The organism is Brevibacillus sp. FW306-2-1A-C05A, from assembly GCF_058781555.1.
The window spans coordinates 449,264-467,441 of sequence record NZ_JBYSWV010000001.1; the positions used below are offsets into that span (position 1 = coordinate 449,264).

Consider the following 18,178-nt stretch of genomic DNA (forward strand, 5'->3'; position numbering starts at 1 on the left):
AAAAATCAGCGAAGCCAAGCGATTCGCAGCGCCTTCGTTGCACGAAAAAAAGCCGACTGGCCGTCTAGGACGATCAGCCGACTTTTTGTTTTCATCCGTTTTGTTTTTTGCCTGTTACACGAAAAAGAGTTGATGAGTGCCGTCGTGAGCAAACGGAGCCTCGACCAGACGGTCAACCAGTTCCAGCCCGTACTTGTTCGCGAAGGGGAAAAAACAGAGCTTGCGTTCCTGCAAGCCGCCCTCGGGCAAAAGCGTCGTCTCGATCCGCTTGATCCGGTTATAGGCGACATCTTCTTTTTGCTGCAAGGAGCGAATCAAACGTTCCTCCAAAAAGGACACCTGCTCAAGCAACAGCGCACTGTTCTTTTCCGCCAGGCCGCGCATTCCCGGGTCCAGACGCAGCACCTCTTCCACGAGCGGACGGTACATGGCCAGGATTGATTCGCGCGCACTGGCAAATTGCTCATGCAGCGGATGCGGCCCTTGCTTTTTCTCCCACTCGGCTTTCCAGCCCGCAAAGTCGGTCAGCACCTGTTCGACCGTAAGCTCCAGACTCTCCAGCAGACGGAGGTGAGCGCCTTCCACGAGGGTGATGGACATGCGCGGCAAAACAATCGGCATCTGCATCCCGAACAGCTCGAAAACTTCGCGATAGTACGCCCAATAGGCGATCTCGCCTGGCCCCCCGATGAAAGCCACAGTCGGAAACAAATGCTCCTGCATCAGACCGCGCGTGACGACATTGGCGCTGAATCGCTCAGGCTGCTCCTGGACCAGCCGCAGCAATTCCTCGCGACTGTACGACTGCCGTCTGTTGACAAAGCGATCCAGATGCCGGGACAATAGCAGCCGGTCTTCCCCTTCGTAGATGAACAGGTTGGCCTGTTGCTCGTCAACTTCAAGCTGCAACGGATACCCGGCCGCTGCGATCCGGTCTTTTGCCTTCACGAGCAGGCGGGCCATCTGCTCGTTTTGTTCGATCACCTGCTGAAACACGGGGCGTTCCAGCTCCCGTACGAACGGCAGCGATGACTCGACGAGGATCAGCCCATGCTTTCCGAACAGTTGGGCCATCAGCCGGGCAAACCACTCCGCCACCGTAGCCGAGCTTTTGGCTGTTTGCGTCAGCAATTCCCGCACGTTTTTCGTTTCGGCTGTCTCAGTTTGTTCCTGGAAAAAAGCATCCAGGAACTGCATACACACCTCTTCTTCCAAAGCCAGCTTGCTTGCCGACATGCGCCCTTTTTTTCGCAGCTTCAGCCGTTCCTTGTGCAGACGGGTATCGCTATCCGCCGCCCAGTACACATGATCGATTTCATCAATGTCATGGTCTTCTCCGGCGATCCAAAAGACGGGGACGACGTTTGTTTGCAGTTCGGCCGACAGCTTTCGCGCTGCCTGAATCAAATGAACCGCTTTGTTGATCGTGTACAGCGGGCCTGTGAGGACTCCTGCCTGCTGGCCGCCGATGACGACATATGTATCCGGCTGCTTCAGTAATTCGATGTTTTTCAGCGCTTCGGGGTGAGTGCCTATTGCTTCATTAAAGTTATGTAAGCCTTCCGCCAGTTGCTTCCGCTCGAAGGTTTGCGTGGAGAGCCACTTCAACCGTTCCCGGTATGACTGATCTTGGTAGGGATTGTGCGCGAATAAGGACAAAGCAGATTCGTTCTGCTGCTGGTACTCTCGTGCCAGCCGATTTGCCAATGGAAGCGCAACACGTTCAACATTCATGCTAGCTCACCTTTCTTAGGGCGATGGTCACTGCAAATTATACCACGCTAGCCATCCACAAAAAACAAGACAACCCGCCAAAATGGGTTGTCAAAGTGTAGCGCTGTTTTTTCTTAAAATTGAGGCGGTGTGACAGACCAGATCAGAACGGCTTCCACGTCGCCGCTGTTTTCAATCGTGTGCGATTTGCTGCTGTCAAACGAGATGCTGTCGCCTGTCTCCAGCACGTGCTCTTCATCGTTGAACCTCGCTGTCACGCTTCCGGCGATCACCGTAAAGCATTCCTCGCCTTCGGTCTGGACGAATTTGTCCGCGACCATTTCTCCTGGCATCAGCCGGACCTCCAGCATGCCCAGCTTGGCGCTCCCTCCCATTGAGAGCAACGAATACGTGCCTGTCGATTCGGGAAAAACCAGTTGTCTGCGCTTTTGCAGACGTGTCACGTGTACTTGCTTTTGATCGATGTCCTCGAAGAAATGAATGATCGGGGATTCCAGCGCCTTTGTGATTTTCCACAGCGAATCCAGCGATGGCTGGGAAATTCCCCGCTCCACCTGACTGAGTAGCCCTTTGCTCAGCCCCGTTTTTCCTGCCATGATCTCCAAGGTAAATCCACGTTCTTTTCGAATCATCCGAATCTTATGTCCGATGCTCTCGATGGGAAGTCGCATAGTTCCAACCTTCTTTCTTATCGGAATAAATACGATATGTATAGCCAGTGCGTTACACCACATCCATCGTCTTGATTATGCCCGTCGTAAACAGCACTATATAGACAAGTCCAAACCAGAGAAACGACAACCGCCAAGCGGAAAATCCTACCTTTTTCAAGGAGAGCTTCCCTTTCAACTTCACCTGGAACCAGCCTAGCAGCACAATCGTCACCAGGAAAAAGCAGCTAACCCACCACCAGGCTGACATCGCTTCTGGCCAGATGAGCTCGTACGCGGAAACAGCGGAACGAATCACCAAAAAATTCGTGATATTCACCGCCCAACGACCTGCCAATCTTTTGTTCCGCTTCACCATGTACACAATCAAATAGACAAGCGGAAATCCTAAGAATGGCACTACGGTCAGCGTCCCCCAAAAATAGGACCAGAAAGTTGTCCACATGGCCATCTACTGTCGCCTCCCCTCCTTCCCTATTCCCATGCCAGATTTTAGAAGAATGACGCGAAGCAAGGTCTCGTGCAACGGAGTAGGAATCCCGGACTTTTTTCCTAGTTCGACAAGATAACCGTTGATTGATTGTACTTCCGTAGACCTATTTTTCATCACATCTTGCAGCATAGAGGAAAGATTACGGGAAGTACTTCGGCAAATAACGACAATTTCCTGCCAGTCTTTTTCCCCAATTTTTTGTCCAGCGAAAGCAGCTACCTGCGCGGCTTCATCAAACAAATCGCGCATCAGCGCTTGTGTATGCGAACTGTCGAGGAGTGCCCCGTTCGGGATTTCAAACAATGCCGTAAGCGGATTTATCAAGGCATTGGCGAGCAGCTTTCTCCACGCATGCGGTTCAATCGCTTTTTCGTAGATTGCCGTAATCCCCGCAGCCGATGCCCATTCGACAAAGGAAGCGATCACGGGATCTCTGCTGTTTCTCTCCTGCCATGGTCCGACACGCAAAGTGCCTGTCCCGGTATGCTCCACTTCCGTCGCGGAATGCCTTCTGGCTCCTTCTGTGTGAATGGCGAAAAAGCATTGCGCGTCCGCAAGCACTTCTGCGAGCATTTCCTGGTGCCCCATCCCGTTTTGCAGCGCGACGACGCGCGCGGCAGGATTCAAGTCGGTCAGCGCCGGAAGCAACGGAGGCAAATCAGGCTGCTTGACGGCGAGCAGGTACAGGTTCCCTGCAGGCAAGCCAGCTTCAATGGGGCGGGCAGGTACCATCACCTTTGTTTTTGTGCCGTCCAGACGCTGGAGCGAAAGTCCTTGTTCCATGAGTTGATTCGCCTGAAGTGAACTGCGCGTAACGACGGTCACAGACAGTCCAGCGAGCGCAAGCCTTGCTGCGTACAGCAAACCAACGGAACCACCGCCAACTACGACCACTTGCAAATCGCTAGTTACTGGCTGCATTTGTTCACCTACATTAATCAATACTTATTTTATAAGAATAGCAGAGTTTAGGAGATTGTTCAATTGATTGGAACAAAAAAGATCGCAATTATCGAAAAATTCTCTGTTGATTCTTTCGTTTACATGGCCGGATGAGGTGAAAACTTTGGGTGTAGTACGTGCTGTGTTTTAAAAGCGGCCTTCATCGGCACTTTTGGTGCGGCGAGGAAAGAGACGAAATCGCTGTAGCTTCTTGGGCTCCCTGCTGGAGGGCTGGACTGCCTGGCTGCGGGGAAAAAGCGAAACCGCGTCCAAAAGTGGTTGATTCAGGGAGCTTCTCAGAGTTGGACGCTAAAAGCGTGTTTCGCTTTTTCCCCGCAGCCTCGGTTGGGAGCCCAAAGAGCTTTCGCGGATTTCGTCTCTTTCCTCGTCAGGGACCAAGGGGGATGTCGGAGGGGAAAAAGAAAGGGCAAGGTAAAAAGATTGGACAAGAATTAAAGAAGAAGTGCGGGCATTCGTGTAGACCTTTCTGGGAGCTATCATTCTACCTGCTCGACCATTCGCAATGCTTTTTGAATCTGCTTCCTTGCCTTGGGCAGCCTGACTTCCTGATTTACAATACAAAAATCAACATCGAACGAAAGAAACAGCTCGTAGAGGAATTTACCTTTTCGCCAGCCAAAAAAGACTGCCGCCCAAAGGCGACAGTCTCCAGCCATTCCCTCCTACACCGGATAAACCGGATGCTTCCGGTCGGAGAACACTTGCCGTTTGTCCTTGTAAATCTCGTAGCGCGCAATCAGGTCCTGGCGCAAGCTGCTCGGCGGAACGATCGCGTCGACGATCAGGTTCGAGGCCAACAGGTACAGATCGATGTCCTCCTGGTACTCCTTGCGCTTTTCCTGAATGAACGCCTGGCGCTCGGCCGGGTCTTCGATGGCCTGAATTTTGTTGCTGTAAACGGCGTTCACCGCTGCTTCCGGGCCCATTACCGCGATTTGCGCGCCGGGCAGGGCGATACACGCATCCGGCTCGAACGCCGAACTGGCCATCGCGTACAGTCCTGCTCCGTACGCCTTGCGCACGATGACGGAAATTTTCGGTACGGTCGCCTCGGCCATCGCCGAAATCATTTTCGCCCCGTGGCGGATGATGCCCGCGCGCTCCACCGCTGTGCCGATCATAAAGCCCGGGACATCGGCCAGGAACAGGAGCGGGATGCCGAACGCGTCGCACAGCGTAATAAACCGCGCCGCCTTGTCGGCCGAATCGACGAACAGGACGCCGCCCTTCACCCGCGGCTGGTTGGCGATAATCCCGATCGGCTTGCCGTCCAGACGGGCAAGACCTGTAATCAGCTCCTGGGCAAACAGCTTTTTAATCTCGAAAAACGAATCCGCATCGACCAACGATTGAATGAGATCGTGCATGTTAAAGGGCGCGTTTTGATTTTCCGGGACAATGCTGGAGATGTCCTTGGCCGTTTCGATAGGGCCTTTAGCCGCTGCCAGCGGAGGCTGTTGCGTGTAGTTGGCCGGAAAGAAGCTCAAGTAGGTGCGCGCCGACCGAATCGCTTCCTCTTCATTGGCAGCCAGCACGTCGCCGCAGCCGCTCACCGAGCAGTGCATCCGGGCGCCGCCCAGCTCTTCCAGGCTCACCTTTTCCCCGATCACCATTTCGGCCATGCGCGGGGAGCCAAGGTACATGCTCGCGTTTTTGTCGACCATGATGACAATGTCGCAAAATGCCGGGATGTACGCTCCGCCTGCAGCGGACGGGCCGAACAGGATGCACACTTGCGGAATTTTTCCGGACAGCTTCACCTGGTTGTAAAAAATCCGGCCCGCTCCCCGTCTGCCAGGGAACATTTCCAGTTGATCCGTAATCCGCGCCCCGGCCGAGTCGACGAGATAAATCAGCGGCACGCGCATTTTTTCGGCCGTTTCCTGAATGCGGATGATCTTTTCCACCGTCCGCGAACCCCAGGAGCCAGCCTTGACCGTAGAGTCATTGGCCATGACGCACACTGTCTGGCCGTTTACTTTTCCGATGGCGGTCACGACGCCGTCTGCCGGCAAATCTCCCGCCATGACATTGGCGAACAGCCCGTCCTCGACCATAAATTCATCGTCGAACAACAGCTTCAGCCGATCGCGGACAAACAGCTTGTTTTGCTCCTTGAGCTTTTCGTGGTACTTGGCATCGCCACCTTGCTGGATTTGCGCGATCTTTTCCTGCAACGTCTCTTCCAAATGTTTGCTCATCGGCTACTCCCCCTCGTCACTCTCCGCGATAGTTCGGTTTTCGTTTTTCGGCAAAGGCTGCCAGCCCCTCCAGGCGATCTTTGGTCGGAACGAGCAACTGGTAGGCGTTGCTCTCGATCAACAGCCCTGCTCCCAGCTCGACCTCGCCCCCGCAGTCAATCGCGAACTTCGCCTGTGCGAGCGCCAGCGGAGCGTTGTTCGCAATCTGGGCAGCCATCTCCAGCGCTGCGCCCATCAGTTGCTCCGCAGGCACGACGCGGTTGACCAGCCCGATCGACAGCGCCTCGTCCGGCTGGACGCGCCGCGCAGTAAAAATCAGCTCTTTGGCAATGCCCTTGCCCACCAGCCGCGGCAGGCGTTGCGTCCCGCCCGCTCCCGGAATAATCCCGAGCGACGTCTCCGTCAAGCCCATTTGCGCCTGATCGCTCATGATCCGCAGATCGCAGGCGAGCGCCAACTCTGTGCCCCCGCCCAGCGCCAATCCGTTGATGGCGGCAATGACCGGCTTCGGCAGCTTTTCCAGCTCGCTGAACGTGTCGCGAATCGTCCGGATGTAGTGCTCGACCTGTTCAGGCGACATGCCGCGCCGCTCCTTCAAATCCGCGCCCGAGCAAAACGCCTTGTCTCCCGCTCCTGTCACGACCACGACGCGCGTGCTGCGATCGCCCGCCAACTCTGCGACAAGCTGTCTCAGCTCGGTCAATGTCGCGAGGTTCAGGCAGTTGAAAACGTCCGGCCTGTCAATCGTCACGACACCGACCATGCCCTCTTTTTGGTAAGAAATCGTCATGTAGCCCTTCCTCTCTACGTATGCTCCTCCAACTGGCGTTTTGCCAGGTTTGCTTTCAGCACTTTCGACGACAGCTCCCGGCCAAGCTGCTCCTGGATGTAGGCGCCTGCTTCCGTCAGTCGGTTCAGGTCGACTCCGGTTTCATAGCCCATGCCGTGCAGCATGTAAACCAGATCTTCCGTCGAGATGTTGCCTGCCGCGCCGGGAGCGTACGGACAACCGCCCAGGCCGCCAATCGAGCTGTCAAACGTGCGGATGCCTTCTTCGAGCGCCGCCACCACATTCGCCAGACCCGTTCCGCGCGTGTCGTGAAAATGCCCGGCCAAGCGCTCGGTCGTAACATCTTTCACAAGTTCCGCAAAAATCTCGTGTACCTGCTTCGGCGTCGCCACCCCGATCGTGTCCCCGAGCGAAACCTCGTACACGCCCATCTCCAGCAGCGCATCGGTGACTCTACGGCTGTTGTCGACAGGAACGTCGCCTTCGTACGGACAACCGAAAACGGTGGAGACGTACCCGCGCACGCGCATCCCGAGAGCGAGCGCCTCCTTCGCCACTTCCGCCAGCACGGGAAAAGTTTCCGCGATGCTCTTGTTAATGTTTTTGCGGTTGTGGCTCTCCGAGGCGGACATGAACAGGGCGATTTCATCGAGACCGCACTGACGCGCCCGCTCCAGACCGCGCACATTGGGCACAAGGGCGCTGATCTGCACACCTTTTTTTTCGACAGGCAAAATCCCTCGCAACACTTCTTCCGCGTCAGCCAACTGCGGAATCCAGCGCGGGTTGACAAAGGAGCTTGCCTCGATCCTTTCCAGTCCCGCATCCAGCAGCTTGTGGATCAAGGCGATTTTCGCCTCTGCGGGCACGATGGCACTCTCATTTTGCAGCCCGTCTCGGGGGCCAACCTCTACAATTTGCACCTTCACGCTCATCCCGCCTCCTTTCCTAGCGACCGCTCAGTTTGAAAGAAAAAAAATACTACTCGAGAACGACGATAACGTCGCCATCGTTGACAAAGTCCCCGACGTTCGCTTTGACTTCCACGACTTTGCCTGCTTCCAGCGATTGCACCGGCACTTCCATTTTCATCGATTCCAGCACGATGACGTCCTGGCCGTCGCTAATTGTGTCGCCTGGCTGCACCAGGACGGAAATGACTGTTCCTGCCATGTTTGCGGTTACTTGCTTCATGAATGACCCTCTCCTTGTTTAGTGATTGGATTTGGCTTGGCGCTCGGTGATAAACCAGGTGGTGTAATCTCCGGCCTGGAAATGCTCGTCTGCCAATACTTCCTGTAAAAACGGAATGTTCGTTTTAATACCAGTAATCAGAAAATGGTTCAGCGCTTCCTGCGCCCTTTGCACCGCTTCTGCGCGGGTCTGCCCGGAAATAATCACCTTGGCGATCATCGGATCGTAAAAAGGCGTGACCTGTGTGCCCGACTCCACTCCATCGTCGATCCGCACATGTTCCATGACAGGCGACTGATACAGGCTGATCGTGCCTGGCGATGGCAAAAACGTCACCGGGTCCTCCGCGTAGACGCGCAGTTCGATCGCGTGGCGCTTTGCCTGCACTTCGTCCTGGCTGATCGGCAGCGGATGTCCGTCCGCGATGGCAAGCTGCATGGCTACCAGATCGTAGCCGGTCATTTCTTCCGTCACGGCATGCTCCACCTGCAAACGCGTGTTCATTTCCAAAAAGTAAAAGGTTTTGTTTTCATCTACAATAAATTCGACCGTGCCCAGACCCGTGTAGCCGACGGCCTTCGCTGCCTTTACGGCTGCTTCGCACAGCTTCGCGCGCGTGGCTGGGTCGAGGAATGGCGACGGGCTTTCCTCCAGCACCTTTTGATGGCGCCGCTGGATCGAGCATTCGCGCTCCAGCAAATGAATGACGTTGCCGTCGTTGTCCGCGGCAATCTGCACCTCAATGTGACGCGGGCGCTCCACGTACTTTTCCACGTACATCGCATCGTTGCCGAAATAAGCTTTTGCGCGGCCCTTGGCCGACTGATAGGCCTGGAGCAACTGCGACTCCTCCCGGCATATTTGCATCCCGATCCCACCGCCGCCGGCACTGGCCTTCAGCATGACCGGATATCCGATTTCGGCCGCTTTGGCTGCTGCCTCTTCCACGGTCGCAAGCGATTCCTCGCAGCCTGGTACGACAGGCACGCCTGCCTCCTGCATGATTTTGCGGGCGGTCAGCTTGTCGCCCATTTGCCCGATGACTTTTGGCGAAGGGCCGATGAAGATGAGTCCTTCCGCTAAAACGCGGCTCGCGAACGCTTCGTTTTCCGAAAGCAGTCCGTAACCGGGGTGAATGGCATCGGCATTCGTGCTCTTGGCAGCCGCGATAATTGCCTCCACGTTCAAATAGCTGTGCGGCACTGGTGGCGGGCCGATATGGACGGCCTCATCTGCTTCGCGGACAAACGGCAGGTCGCGGTCGGCATCCGAATAGACCGCTACGGTCGCGACTCCTTGTTCGCGGCAGGTGCGAATGATCCTTCTGGCAATTTCACCACGGTTTGCGATCAATACCTTGCGCATGGCAACGCTCCCCTCTTTGACAAACCGGCTTCAATCGAAAGCGTTTCCAAATCGTTTGCTCGGTTTGTTTCATGTGCTGCTTACTTCTATTTTGCCATGAGAATGAACATAGTTCTAGCAAGAAATTTTAATTTTTTCCAAGGAAGCGCGATCACTTCCTGTCAATTCCTAGACGAATCAAAGAAAACGCTTCGGAAAATCCAATCCTTGTGTATAATAGAGGAGAGTGGCCGAAGCTGGCCAAGGCAAAGAGCTGTGAGAGGAGTGGCTAACCATGTTTGAAGTAAGACGTTTACAGATCAACTACAAGACACTGGAGGAATTCCAAAAGTTTCGCGAATTTGGCCTGGAGGAGCTTTCGATGAAGGAAGACCTGGAGGCGAACATCGTGGAGAACGATTCGGAATCTCCTTTTTATGGTATTTATGACAACGATCTTCTGGTAGCACGCATGAGCCTCTATAAAATCGACGGGAAATACGATCGTTATTTCCAGCCAGCCCAAGATTACTACGAGCTGTGGAAGCTTGAAGTTCTGCCTGACTACCGCGGCAAAGATTACGGGACAGCTCTGGTTAACCACGCAAAAAGCTTTGGCGCTCCTATCAAAACCAATTCCCGCTGTCGTGCGGACGAATTTTGGCTGAAAATGGGCTTTACCCCTGTCAAGTACAATCCGATGCGCGACCGTGGCGAAAACCCTTACGTCTGGTTGCCGGAAAACGTGGAGCTGCAAGACTAGCTCTTCGTCCGGACGAGAAAAAAGAAGCGGACTGAACACCGCTTCTTTTTTCTGTCGAAAGCCCTGCATTTATTTTTCCACGCGCTCCAGATTGCCGTTTTCATCCATTTTGAAAATGGCTTTGGCGGATTCTTCTTCCTGCAAAAAGGCAAGCTTGCGAGCCCGGTCCATGATCTGGACGAGGGCGCGGTAGTCGTCGTTTACGCCCTGCACCTGCTCCAGTTCTTTTTTGGCGCGCTCGTGCGCTTCTTTCAATTCTTTTAACTCCAAATCTTTTCCTTCCAACTCTTGTTCCAATTGTCGCAAGCGACGGGCCATTTCTTTCTGGTTGACGAGCATGCGAATCACGGATTCGATCTGCTCCTCCTCCACTACCTCCAGCTTGGCAGCCTGCGTCTCCGAAGCAGCAGGCGCCGCCTGCCTTGGCGGCAACAAAACCGCATCCGTCTCGGCCGCTGCGGCCGGCGCTTGTATCCGACCCATTTTTTTCAGTTGCTGTCTTTGGCTCTTGGCAATCGAGATTGCTGCATCGTAACGTTTGCGCACGCAACTATTCCAGCGAAAACCGCACGCTGCCGCAGTCCTACCCAACCTTTGACCCACTTCTTCAAATGCGGCAAGCTGTGTGCCGCCTTCGCGTATGTGGCGCAAGGTGACTTCCGCCAACACGAGATCGTCATCTTCGGTCCATGCGTCTTGTCTGGAAGCTACCATATGAGTCCCTCCCGTTACCTTTAAAAAGGATGATGTAGTTCATCCTATGCTTTTCCCTACTCTTGTAGAATCGCTTTCTACTAGAAAAAGTATGTCCAAGCAAATAAATGTTTAAACGAGAAGAACCCGAATAGGCGAGAACTACTGCTTGGTGAGGAACTTTTGCACGACGGACACGTGTTCGGGACTGCCCCAGAGCTGTGCGCACTGATCGACTTCCCGCCTGATGCGCTCCTCGCGCACGAGCCCTTCCCGCTTCCAGCGGACGAGTTGCATGTACGCCTCGATCCCGACAAGCGGCTGCGCCGCGATTTTTTGCGCAAAGGCGTAAACGGCGTCCGCAAGCTGCTCGTGCGGATAGACTTCGTCGACGAAGCCGTAAGCCTTGGCCTGCTGTGCAGAAAGCCTTTCCCCGGCGAGCAAAAGAGCCAGTGCCTTTGACTCAGGGAGCAGGTCCAAAAGCCGGCTGCCTCCGCCCCAGCCAGTCGTAATATGCATGCTGATCTGGACGAAGCCAAACAGCGCCTGCTCGCTGGCGAAGCGGAAGTGGCACGCCCCGGCAAATTCGCAACCGCCGCCTACCGCCGCACCGTTCACCATCGCGATGACCGGTTTCGTGCAGCGGTCGATAGAAGACAGCAGACCCGCCACTTTGCTGAGCAGCGGATGCGCTTGCGCACGCCCTCGCGCCGCAATGAACTGGTTCAGGTCGCCGCCGGATACAAAGCTTTTGCCTGTGCCCGTGATGACGAGCACCTTCACCTGCGGATCGGTCTGGCAATCGGCCAGCACCTCGTGCAGCTCGTCGACCAGCTCCATGCTGATGGCGTTATGTACGTGCGGACGGTTCAGCGTAATCGTGGCAATCCCTGCTTCTTTTCGGATCAGTAACGTATCCATGAACAGTCTCCATCCTTTTCTTCGAATGTATTTGCTTTATTGTACCGTGTCGCCCGCGAAAATCATATCGGCGCGAGAAAACTTGGCTTTGCCGGTCTTTTGGCGAAGCCTTGGCTGCTCTTGTGCCGCTAGAACTTTTTAACGACGAAAAAAAAGAGAAGGCCTACGCCTTCCCTCTCCGGTTACGACAACAAGTTTTTCATGGCGGATGAATTGAAGCCGACGATCAGATTCTCGCCATCGGTGAGAATCGGACGCTTCAGGAGTTGCGGCTCTTCGCTCAGCATCTCCAGCAGCTCTTTTACAGACATGTCGTTGATGTCCACATCCAAGTTTTTGAAGCGCTGGCTTCTGGTCGACAAAATTTCGTCGAGTCCGTTTGTCGTCATTTTAATGATGTCGAGCAGCTCTTCGGCTGTCGGTGGATTTTTGAACAGGTGACGCTCTTCGTAGTTGACGCCATTCTCTGCCAGCCAAGCTTTGGCTTTGCGACAGGATGTGCAGCTCGGATACGTGAAAAACGTCAATTTTTGTGTTCGTGTACGCTCAGCAACTGCCATCGGTTACCCCTCCGTCTCATCTATACAAATTCATTTGCGTATGTTCTTGGTGCTGCTGTCTGCTTTCGTTAATTGCTTAGAGCTATTAACTTGCAAAAAGTAAGCTAATAAAAATTCTTTCTTTAGTTTGGATTATAAATCTACAATAAACACTATGTCAATAGTAGTTAATCTAAAAACTAGGCAGGAAATCGGGGGATGTGCTGTTGTAGCACACTGCCACCTTAACAAGCCACACAAAATCGGATACACTTATGAGGATGTGAAATTTTTTCAAACAAATGTTGAACAAGGCTTGTCACGTTGAGAAAGGGGTATCCGGCATGGACCAAGATGCGCAGAAGTTAACCAGTGCTTTGGCAGACCCCACCCGTTTTTCCATTTACCAGTTTGTCGCGTACAGCAAAGAGCCCATCACGGTTCAGGACGTCGCAGACCACTTTGCCATTCACCCGAATGTAGCGCGCCTGCACCTGACCAAGCTGGAGGACGTGAATCTGCTCACGGCCGTCTCGGACAAAAGCGGCAAAGGAGGACGTCCCAGTCGATTGTATTCACTGTCTGAACAGGTGGTGAGCCTGCAGTTCCCACCGCGCGACTATCAGTTGCTGGCCGATATCGCGATCGAAAGTCTGCTGTCGCTCGGTGAGGCGGGCGAAGCCGCTCTTATCCATATGGGGCATCGCATTGGTACAGAGATGGCGAAACGGGCGATTGTCCAAAGCGGATTGAATTTGCAAACGGCTACGTTGGAAGAAAAATTGCACCTGATCCATCGCCTCGTCGTGGCTCAGGGATTGAGACCGGACATTGAAAAGCTGGAAGACGGCAAGCTTCGTTTTCGCGTAAACAACTGCACGTTTTCCGACACCGCCAAGAAATATCCGAGCGCTGTCTGCCAGATGCACAACGCTCTTTTGATGGGAATATTCGAAACGTACTTAGGGAACATTGAATTACGTGAGGATGACTCCATGATTCGGGGCTGCAAATCGTGCAACTATACGGTCATCCAGTTCTGAGCAAGCGAAAACGTCCTCCCTTGGGCGCGCCCGTCTTTTTTTTGTTCGGCGCGTCAAAAAACCGTCATAGCTTTATCGTTTACACGTCTTCGCCTGTCCTATATAATGGGGAAGGAATCTTGTAAATCTTACCGATCTAGGCAAAAAGGGGGGACAACAAATGGATCGTATGTATCGCGTTCTCGGTTTTTGGACCATTGTAATCGCGCTGATGGCGTTCTGGGGCGGTCTGTACCCGATGTCGCTCATCTTCTTCGGTCTTACTGCATTCTTTGTAGCGTTGAGCTACATGAGCCTGACTGAACGAGTGTATATCAACATTTTCTTCGGCTTCATGTTCCTGTCTTTTGTAGGGTTCACGTACTACACCTTCTTCGTGATGCCTGTAGGCGGACAAGAACACGCTTTCATGCAACTGATGATGTAAGAAAAAAAGATGCTCAATCGCGAGCATCTTTTTTATTGGCGGAAAAACGCAGGCAAGGCAGCGGCATTCGGCTCCATGCCTTTTTGCTGTACCATGACCCGGAAGCGGCCGCCCAATCCGGCTGGGTCGATCAGTTGCAAAATCGCCCGGTTGCGCTTCATCGCCTTGCTTGTAAACGGGTCCGTATCCTGGTGCGCAACCGCTTTGTGCAGCAGCCCGCATTGCAGCAAAAACTTGTCCTGGCGCATGTAGCAAACCTCCTGCAAGCCTGCTGCTTCTCCATAGCGGCTCCAGGAGGAAAAGTTGACGTGCGCGGTAATATCCTGCTCCCCGACGTGGATGTACGGATTGTCGTGGGCCTGGTGGCGGTAGTAGCACATCAGCGTCCCTTTTTTTCGGCTCGGGTGGTACAGCTCTTCCTGGCGATCGCCGTAATCAATCGTCACGACAAAGCCTTTTGCCAAGAGGCGCCCTACTTCTTGCGCCGCCTGTTTCAGCCCCAGGTTCACCTCGATCCGCATGCCTGCCGGAATCGGCAGAGCCGCCTCTATTTCAGCCAGAGCAGCGAGCAATGGCGCGGTCGGCTCCCGCAGCACCTCGCAAAATTGCCCCTCTTTGCAAGTCACCGCTACTTCCTGCCAGCCTGTCTTCGTCCGCTCGGCCACGTGAACGGGAAAGGCATCGAGCCATTCGTTGGACAGGACGACGCCTTCTACTGCTTCTCCGCAAGCGGCATCCGCAAGCGAAGCGTGCCACACCTTTTCCACCTCATGCTCGCGCAGCGCTTCCTCCTGTCTTCTCCGGTGATAAGGGCTTGCTTCGATGAGAACGACTTTCAACCGTTTGTACACGTCCGGCGCACTCTCGCGTATTCGTCCCAGCATGCTGCTGCACAAGGAGCCGGTACCTCCGCCGATTTCGACGAGCACGGGCTGCTTTATCCCCGCTGCGCGCCACAGCTCGCTCACCGCATCCGCCAATGTTTCTCCAAACACCGCGTGTACCGTCGCGCTGGTAAAAAAATCGCCATCTTTGCCTACCTTGGGCAAGTCCGACATATAATAGCCATAGGCGTCGTGATAGAGAGCCAGCTCCATAAAGCGCGAAAACGAAATGGCGCGTCCCTCCTGGCTTTCGATTTCGTGGCGAATCTGTGCGATGATATCCATTCGTCTCTTCTCCTGCTATCCAAATTCAACCTGATAAGGCTATAATACGAAAAAGAAGTCATACAATGTGGAAAGGTAAGCGACTTCCATCATGAAAGCAAAAGGTGAAAACATGCGCAAATTTCTGCTCGTCTTGTTCCTGCTTGTATGTCCGCTGACGGCGTTCGCCCAGGAAGAAACGGCGCTTCCTCTGGAACAGCTCATCCTGCAGCAGCATTTCACTCAGAAAGAGCTGGAGCGAACCCTCACCTTGCTCAAGGATGAAGAGTCTCGGACATACCGGGATATCGCTCAAATCGACCTCGACCTGCAGCGTCAAAAGCTCGTGATCGAAGCGATGCAGCGCCATGCCGGCGAGGTGGCACGGGCTTACTACATGGGTGAACGAGTCAATCTTCTCACTCTTTTACTTAATGCTGAAAATTTCAATCAATTTTTATTGATGTTCGAATTTTATCAGCTACTGTACGAGCACGACATGAATCGGCTCCAGGCGTACCATGCCGAGCGCACAAAGCTTGCTGTCATGCAGACAGACAAGCAAGACCGGCTGGCTCTGCTCCAGGATCTGCGCAAAAAATACGAGCAGCAACTGGCCGAGATGCTCGCCATCCAGGCGGAAAAAGAGAAAAACGTGCAGAAGCTGGACGACCCGACGGCCGTAGAAGCGTTGATGGACCATTTGATTGATGATTGGGAAAAGCGCGGCTTGCCCGCCTTCCAGACGTTTTTCGGCATGCTGGCCAAGGTGATGGTGCAAGTGCCTGAGCTGGCTACGCCCGATCGCATCCAGTCGGACGGCTTTTTCAACCATACGCTGACGATCAAGCAGAGCGATTTCAACCAGTTTTTGATGCAAAAGGACGAGTTGTTCAAGCAGTCGCGCTTCTCTTTTGAAGACAACAAACTGATTGTCGAAGGCACCTACGACCATATGGAGCTTCGTCTGGTGGGCAGCTACGAGCTCGTCTCGCCCACCCAGTTGAAATTCCACATCAGCGAGCTTTACTTCGACGGCTTCGCGTTGCCGCAAGCGACCGTGGACGAGATGGAAAAAGCGTACGATCTCGGCTTTTATCCCGAGCTGATCTCGCCCAACATCCAGGTGCAGGGCATCAGCCTGCAAAACGAAGAACTGAAGCTGCAACTGAAGCTGAACTTGCCGTTCGGCTTCGGAAAGAAATAAGGCCAGCTATCCATTAGCTGGCTTTTTTTCCGGAGACAGCCGTATTCACGTGAACCGGCATCTCCTTTTGCAAACGGGTCATGTACTGGATCGCTTCTTTGGTGAGGGTCGGATATTTTTCCCCGCGCATAAGCCCTGCCAGCGTTTCATTCACGGGATAAATCACGTAATTGCGCTTGTTGTTTTTGCGGAAAAAATGAACGTAGGTCGGAAGCAGCTCCGCCTGTTCAATACTCGCTTTTCCGGACTCGTCCTTGTGCAAGGTGAGCTTGAGAATCGCGCCCACGTCCTTGTAATCCCAGCGCTGTGCCGAGACGAAGTTGCCAAGCGAATACGCAATCAGTCCTGTGTGCTCTGTACCGTCCTCCCGCGTGACCGTCTTCCACTCGTACGGCTGCACGACATGAGGGTGAGCGCCCAAAATCAGATCGGCCCCGTACGTCAGGCACAGCTCGGCTGTCCGAATTTGCTCCGCATTGGGCAGCCGCTGGTACTCGACGCCGAAGTGCAGCGCCACGGCGACCAGGTCCGCTCCCTTTTCCTTCGCCCGGGCAATGTCTTGCTTCATCAGCTCAGGCGCGATCAGGTTCACGAGGTACGGCTTCTTTGGCGGAACGGGAATGCCGTTCGTCCCGTACGTATAGGACAGCAGGGCGAGCGTAAAGCCGTCCTTGGTCAAGAGAAGCGGCTCGTTGCGTTCCTCGGCGCTGGCAAACGTCCCCGTGTGCAAAATTCCTGCCTGATCCAAGTATTTGATCGTCTGCAGTACCCCCTGCTCCTTGCGATCCATCGAGTGATTGTTCGCGGTCGTTACAGCGGTAAAACCTACTTCCTTCAACGTTTGCGCCAAAGATTCCGGGGAATTGAACATCGGGTATCCCGAATAGCGGGCCTGGCTGCCGCTCATCGTCGTTTCCAGGTTGCCGATCACCCAGTCCGCCTCTTGAAACAGTGGCGTGACATAAGGGAAAAACTTGTTGAAGTCATAGGTTTTGGTCGCAGGGTTCCAGACGGCATCCATTTGCTCCTGGTGAACCATGATGTCCCCGACAGCGAGCAGCGAGATTCGCTGTTCCGGAAAACGTGAAGGCGCCTGTTCCGGGGGAGGGGCGGGTGGATTTGCTTCCGTGTCGGCGGCAGGCTCGTCTTGCGGCGGCTGCGGCGTGGCGGGCTCAGATGGGGTCACATGCTGGACAGGAGCCTTGGAAGCTTCGTGATCCGGGGCTGCCGGCGGGACGCACCCGACCAGGCTCATACAGCCGACCGCTGTGATGATGACCCACTTGCTCCATGCTTGCTTCATCGCAATAGCTCCTTTTGGCGTTAAGATAACCCCTTCTTTTTCGCCGCCATCCGACAAAATCCTCTTCGCATCTCCAGAAAGAGTCGAGCAGTCTTTACCGTAGCATGCCCGTTACAAACGGATTGTACGTTTTTTCGTAGTCAATCGTCGTCTTCGGGCCGTGCCCCGGGTAGACGATCGTGTCGTCATCCAGCTCAAACAGCTTGTCTTGGATGCTAATCATCAGCGTCTCGTAATCGCCCCCGGGCAAATCGGTCCGGCCAATGCTCTGCGCAAACAGTACATCACCGCCAAAGCAATGCTTGCCGATCACAAACGAACAGCTTCCTGGCGAATGTCCCGGCGTGTGCAGCACCTGGATGTCAAATCCGGCGAGCTGCAGCATCTGCCCGTCAGCCAGTTCGTGCTCGGCGCGATCGCACACGATCGGCTCAGGCAGCCCCCAGCGGCTGGAACCGTTGAGATCGGGATTGGTCAGCCACTCCTGTTCCAGCGGATGGATGTACACGGGCGCTTTTGTCAGCGCGCGCACCTGGTTCAGTCCGCCGATATGGTCGAGGTGGGCGTGTGTCAAAAGGATCGCCACGACGTTTTTGCCGGAAATCGCCTGCAAAAGCCGCGCTGGCTCCATGCCGGGGTCAATGACAATCGTCTCTTCTGTATCCGTGTTGGTCAGGACGTAGGCGTTTGTTTGAAAGCCTCCCAAGGCAAAAGATTGGATGGCAAGCTGTTGGTCGCTCATAG

Annotated in this window: 19 protein-coding genes; 4 read left to right on the forward strand and 15 right to left on the reverse strand. The window is 54.4% G+C overall.

Going from position 1 to position 18,178, the window contains the following annotated elements; genetic code table 11:
* Positions 1 to 114 precede the first annotated feature (114 nt).
* The 9 genes from bshC to AC3WJN_RS02345 all read right to left on the reverse strand — a co-directional run bounded on the left by bshC (position 115) and on the right by AC3WJN_RS02345 (position 9,411).
* A complete protein-coding gene (bshC, locus tag AC3WJN_RS02305; protein ID WP_007784182.1) occupies positions 115 to 1,734 on the reverse strand; it encodes a bacillithiol biosynthesis cysteine-adding enzyme BshC in 1,620 nt (539 codons plus the stop codon).
* 113 nt (positions 1,735 to 1,847) lie between these two features.
* On the reverse strand, positions 1,848 to 2,405 hold the full coding sequence (locus AC3WJN_RS02310) for a helix-turn-helix domain-containing protein (RefSeq protein WP_005833012.1): 558 nt from the start codon (positions 2,403 to 2,405) through the stop codon (positions 1,848 to 1,850).
* Between the two features lie 52 nt (positions 2,406 to 2,457).
* A complete protein-coding gene (locus AC3WJN_RS02315) occupies positions 2,458 to 2,856 on the reverse strand; it encodes a DUF3397 family protein (protein WP_005833013.1) in 399 nt (132 codons plus the stop codon).
* The gene (locus AC3WJN_RS02320) at positions 2,857 to 3,819 is read right to left on the reverse strand and encodes a ketopantoate reductase family protein (protein WP_007784179.1); all 963 of its coding nucleotides are present in this window, start codon (positions 3,817 to 3,819) and stop codon (positions 2,857 to 2,859) included. It lies immediately after the preceding gene.
* 704 nt (positions 3,820 to 4,523) lie between these two features.
* The gene (locus tag AC3WJN_RS02325; protein WP_005832704.1) at positions 4,524 to 6,062 is read right to left on the reverse strand and encodes an acyl-CoA carboxylase subunit beta; all 1,539 of its coding nucleotides are present in this window, start codon (positions 6,060 to 6,062) and stop codon (positions 4,524 to 4,526) included.
* 16 nt (positions 6,063 to 6,078) lie between these two features.
* A complete protein-coding gene (locus tag AC3WJN_RS02330) occupies positions 6,079 to 6,852 on the reverse strand; it encodes an enoyl-CoA hydratase-related protein (RefSeq protein ID WP_007784177.1) in 774 nt (257 codons plus the stop codon).
* 14 nt (positions 6,853 to 6,866) lie between these two features.
* On the reverse strand, positions 6,867 to 7,781 hold the full coding sequence (locus AC3WJN_RS02335; protein ID WP_005832709.1) for a hydroxymethylglutaryl-CoA lyase: 915 nt from the start codon (positions 7,779 to 7,781) through the stop codon (positions 6,867 to 6,869).
* Between the two features lie 52 nt (positions 7,782 to 7,833).
* Positions 7,834 to 8,046 (reverse strand): biotin/lipoyl-containing protein, encoded by a 213-nt coding sequence (locus AC3WJN_RS02340; RefSeq protein WP_005832711.1) that lies wholly within the window; start codon positions 8,044 to 8,046, stop codon positions 7,834 to 7,836.
* An 18-nt stretch (positions 8,047 to 8,064) separates the two neighbouring features.
* Positions 8,065 to 9,411, reverse strand: coding sequence for an acetyl-CoA carboxylase biotin carboxylase subunit (locus AC3WJN_RS02345; RefSeq protein WP_005832712.1), 1,347 nt, complete (start codon positions 9,409 to 9,411; stop codon positions 8,065 to 8,067).
* Between the two features lie 274 nt (positions 9,412 to 9,685).
* Here AC3WJN_RS02345 and AC3WJN_RS02350 point away from each other — a divergent pair, with 274 nt between their 5' ends.
* Complete coding sequence (locus AC3WJN_RS02350) at positions 9,686 to 10,153, forward strand: N-acetyltransferase (protein WP_005832713.1); 468 nt, start codon at positions 9,686 to 9,688, stop codon at positions 10,151 to 10,153.
* Positions 10,154 to 10,222: 69 nt separating this feature from the next.
* On the opposite strand, the gene AC3WJN_RS02355 is transcribed toward AC3WJN_RS02350, so the two are convergent.
* The 3 genes from AC3WJN_RS02355 to AC3WJN_RS02365 all read right to left on the reverse strand — a co-directional run bounded on the left by AC3WJN_RS02355 (position 10,223) and on the right by AC3WJN_RS02365 (position 12,327).
* Positions 10,223 to 10,867: an RsfA family transcriptional regulator gene (locus AC3WJN_RS02355; RefSeq protein WP_005832715.1), complete on the reverse strand. Its 645-nt coding sequence runs from the start codon at positions 10,865 to 10,867 to the stop codon at positions 10,223 to 10,225.
* A gap of 141 nt (positions 10,868 to 11,008) precedes the next feature.
* Complete coding sequence (locus tag AC3WJN_RS02360; RefSeq protein ID WP_007784170.1) at positions 11,009 to 11,767, reverse strand: enoyl-CoA hydratase/isomerase family protein; 759 nt, start codon at positions 11,765 to 11,767, stop codon at positions 11,009 to 11,011.
* A 182-nt stretch (positions 11,768 to 11,949) separates the two neighbouring features.
* Entirely contained in the window at positions 11,950 to 12,327 is a 378-nt protein-coding gene (locus AC3WJN_RS02365; protein ID WP_005832718.1) for a Spx/MgsR family RNA polymerase-binding regulatory protein, read from the reverse strand.
* 323 nt (positions 12,328 to 12,650) lie between these two features.
* On the opposite strand from AC3WJN_RS02365, the gene AC3WJN_RS02370 reads away from it, so the two are divergent.
* Positions 12,651 to 13,349 (forward strand): helix-turn-helix transcriptional regulator, encoded by a 699-nt coding sequence (locus AC3WJN_RS02370; protein WP_007784168.1) that lies wholly within the window; start codon positions 12,651 to 12,653, stop codon positions 13,347 to 13,349.
* A gap of 160 nt (positions 13,350 to 13,509) precedes the next feature.
* On the forward strand, positions 13,510 to 13,776 hold the full coding sequence (locus AC3WJN_RS02375; RefSeq protein WP_005832721.1) for a DUF2626 domain-containing protein: 267 nt from the start codon (positions 13,510 to 13,512) through the stop codon (positions 13,774 to 13,776).
* A gap of 32 nt (positions 13,777 to 13,808) precedes the next feature.
* On the opposite strand, the gene AC3WJN_RS02380 is transcribed toward AC3WJN_RS02375, so the two are convergent.
* Positions 13,809 to 14,945, reverse strand: coding sequence for a class I SAM-dependent methyltransferase (locus tag AC3WJN_RS02380; RefSeq protein ID WP_429787537.1), 1,137 nt, complete (start codon positions 14,943 to 14,945; stop codon positions 13,809 to 13,811).
* A gap of 112 nt (positions 14,946 to 15,057) precedes the next feature.
* Here AC3WJN_RS02380 and AC3WJN_RS02385 point away from each other — a divergent pair, with 112 nt between their 5' ends.
* Entirely contained in the window at positions 15,058 to 16,131 is a 1,074-nt protein-coding gene (locus tag AC3WJN_RS02385) for a hypothetical protein (protein ID WP_007784163.1), read from the forward strand.
* Positions 16,132 to 16,144: 13 nt separating this feature from the next.
* On the opposite strand, the gene AC3WJN_RS02390 is transcribed toward AC3WJN_RS02385, so the two are convergent.
* Entirely contained in the window at positions 16,145 to 17,434 is a 1,290-nt protein-coding gene (locus tag AC3WJN_RS02390; protein ID WP_007784161.1) for a CapA family protein, read from the reverse strand.
* A gap of 94 nt (positions 17,435 to 17,528) precedes the next feature.
* Positions 17,529 to 18,176 carry an MBL fold metallo-hydrolase gene (locus AC3WJN_RS02395; RefSeq protein ID WP_005832728.1) on the reverse strand — a complete coding sequence of 216 codons (648 nt, stop codon included), beginning with the start codon at positions 18,174 to 18,176 and terminating at the stop codon, positions 17,529 to 17,531.
* Positions 18,177 to 18,178 lie beyond the last annotated feature (2 nt).

Coding starts and splice junctions, on each gene's coding strand:
- bshC (WP_007784182.1), bottom strand. CDS start 1,734: ATGAATGTTGAACGTGTTGCGCTTCCATTGGCAAATCGGCTGGCACGA.
- AC3WJN_RS02310 (WP_005833012.1), bottom strand. CDS start 2,405: ATGCGACTTCCCATCGAGAGCATCGGACATAAGATTCGGATGATTCGA.
- AC3WJN_RS02315 (WP_005833013.1), bottom strand. CDS start 2,856: ATGGCCATGTGGACAACTTTCTGGTCCTATTTTTGGGGGACGCTGACC.
- AC3WJN_RS02320 (WP_007784179.1), bottom strand. CDS start 3,819: ATGCAGCCAGTAACTAGCGATTTGCAAGTGGTCGTAGTTGGCGGTGGT.
- AC3WJN_RS02325 (WP_005832704.1), bottom strand. CDS start 6,062: ATGAGCAAACATTTGGAAGAGACGTTGCAGGAAAAGATCGCGCAAATC.
- AC3WJN_RS02330 (WP_007784177.1), bottom strand. CDS start 6,852: ATGACGATTTCTTACCAAAAAGAGGGCATGGTCGGTGTCGTGACGATT.
- AC3WJN_RS02340 (WP_005832711.1), bottom strand. CDS start 8,046: ATGAAGCAAGTAACCGCAAACATGGCAGGAACAGTCATTTCCGTCCTG.
- AC3WJN_RS02345 (WP_005832712.1), bottom strand. CDS start 9,411: ATGCGCAAGGTATTGATCGCAAACCGTGGTGAAATTGCCAGAAGGATC.
- AC3WJN_RS02350 (WP_005832713.1), top strand. CDS start 9,686: ATGTTTGAAGTAAGACGTTTACAGATCAACTACAAGACACTGGAGGAA.
- AC3WJN_RS02355 (WP_005832715.1), bottom strand. CDS start 10,867: ATGGTAGCTTCCAGACAAGACGCATGGACCGAAGATGACGATCTCGTG.
- AC3WJN_RS02360 (WP_007784170.1), bottom strand. CDS start 11,767: ATGGATACGTTACTGATCCGAAAAGAAGCAGGGATTGCCACGATTACG.
- AC3WJN_RS02365 (WP_005832718.1), bottom strand. CDS start 12,327: ATGGCAGTTGCTGAGCGTACACGAACACAAAAATTGACGTTTTTCACG.
- AC3WJN_RS02370 (WP_007784168.1), top strand. CDS start 12,651: ATGGACCAAGATGCGCAGAAGTTAACCAGTGCTTTGGCAGACCCCACC.
- AC3WJN_RS02375 (WP_005832721.1), top strand. CDS start 13,510: ATGGATCGTATGTATCGCGTTCTCGGTTTTTGGACCATTGTAATCGCG.
- AC3WJN_RS02380 (WP_429787537.1), bottom strand. CDS start 14,945: ATGGATATCATCGCACAGATTCGCCACGAAATCGAAAGCCAGGAGGGA.
- AC3WJN_RS02385 (WP_007784163.1), top strand. CDS start 15,058: ATGCGCAAATTTCTGCTCGTCTTGTTCCTGCTTGTATGTCCGCTGACG.
- AC3WJN_RS02390 (WP_007784161.1), bottom strand. CDS start 17,434: ATGAAGCAAGCATGGAGCAAGTGGGTCATCATCACAGCGGTCGGCTGT.
- AC3WJN_RS02395 (WP_005832728.1), bottom strand. CDS start 18,176: ATGAGCGACCAACAGCTTGCCATCCAATCTTTTGCCTTGGGAGGCTTT.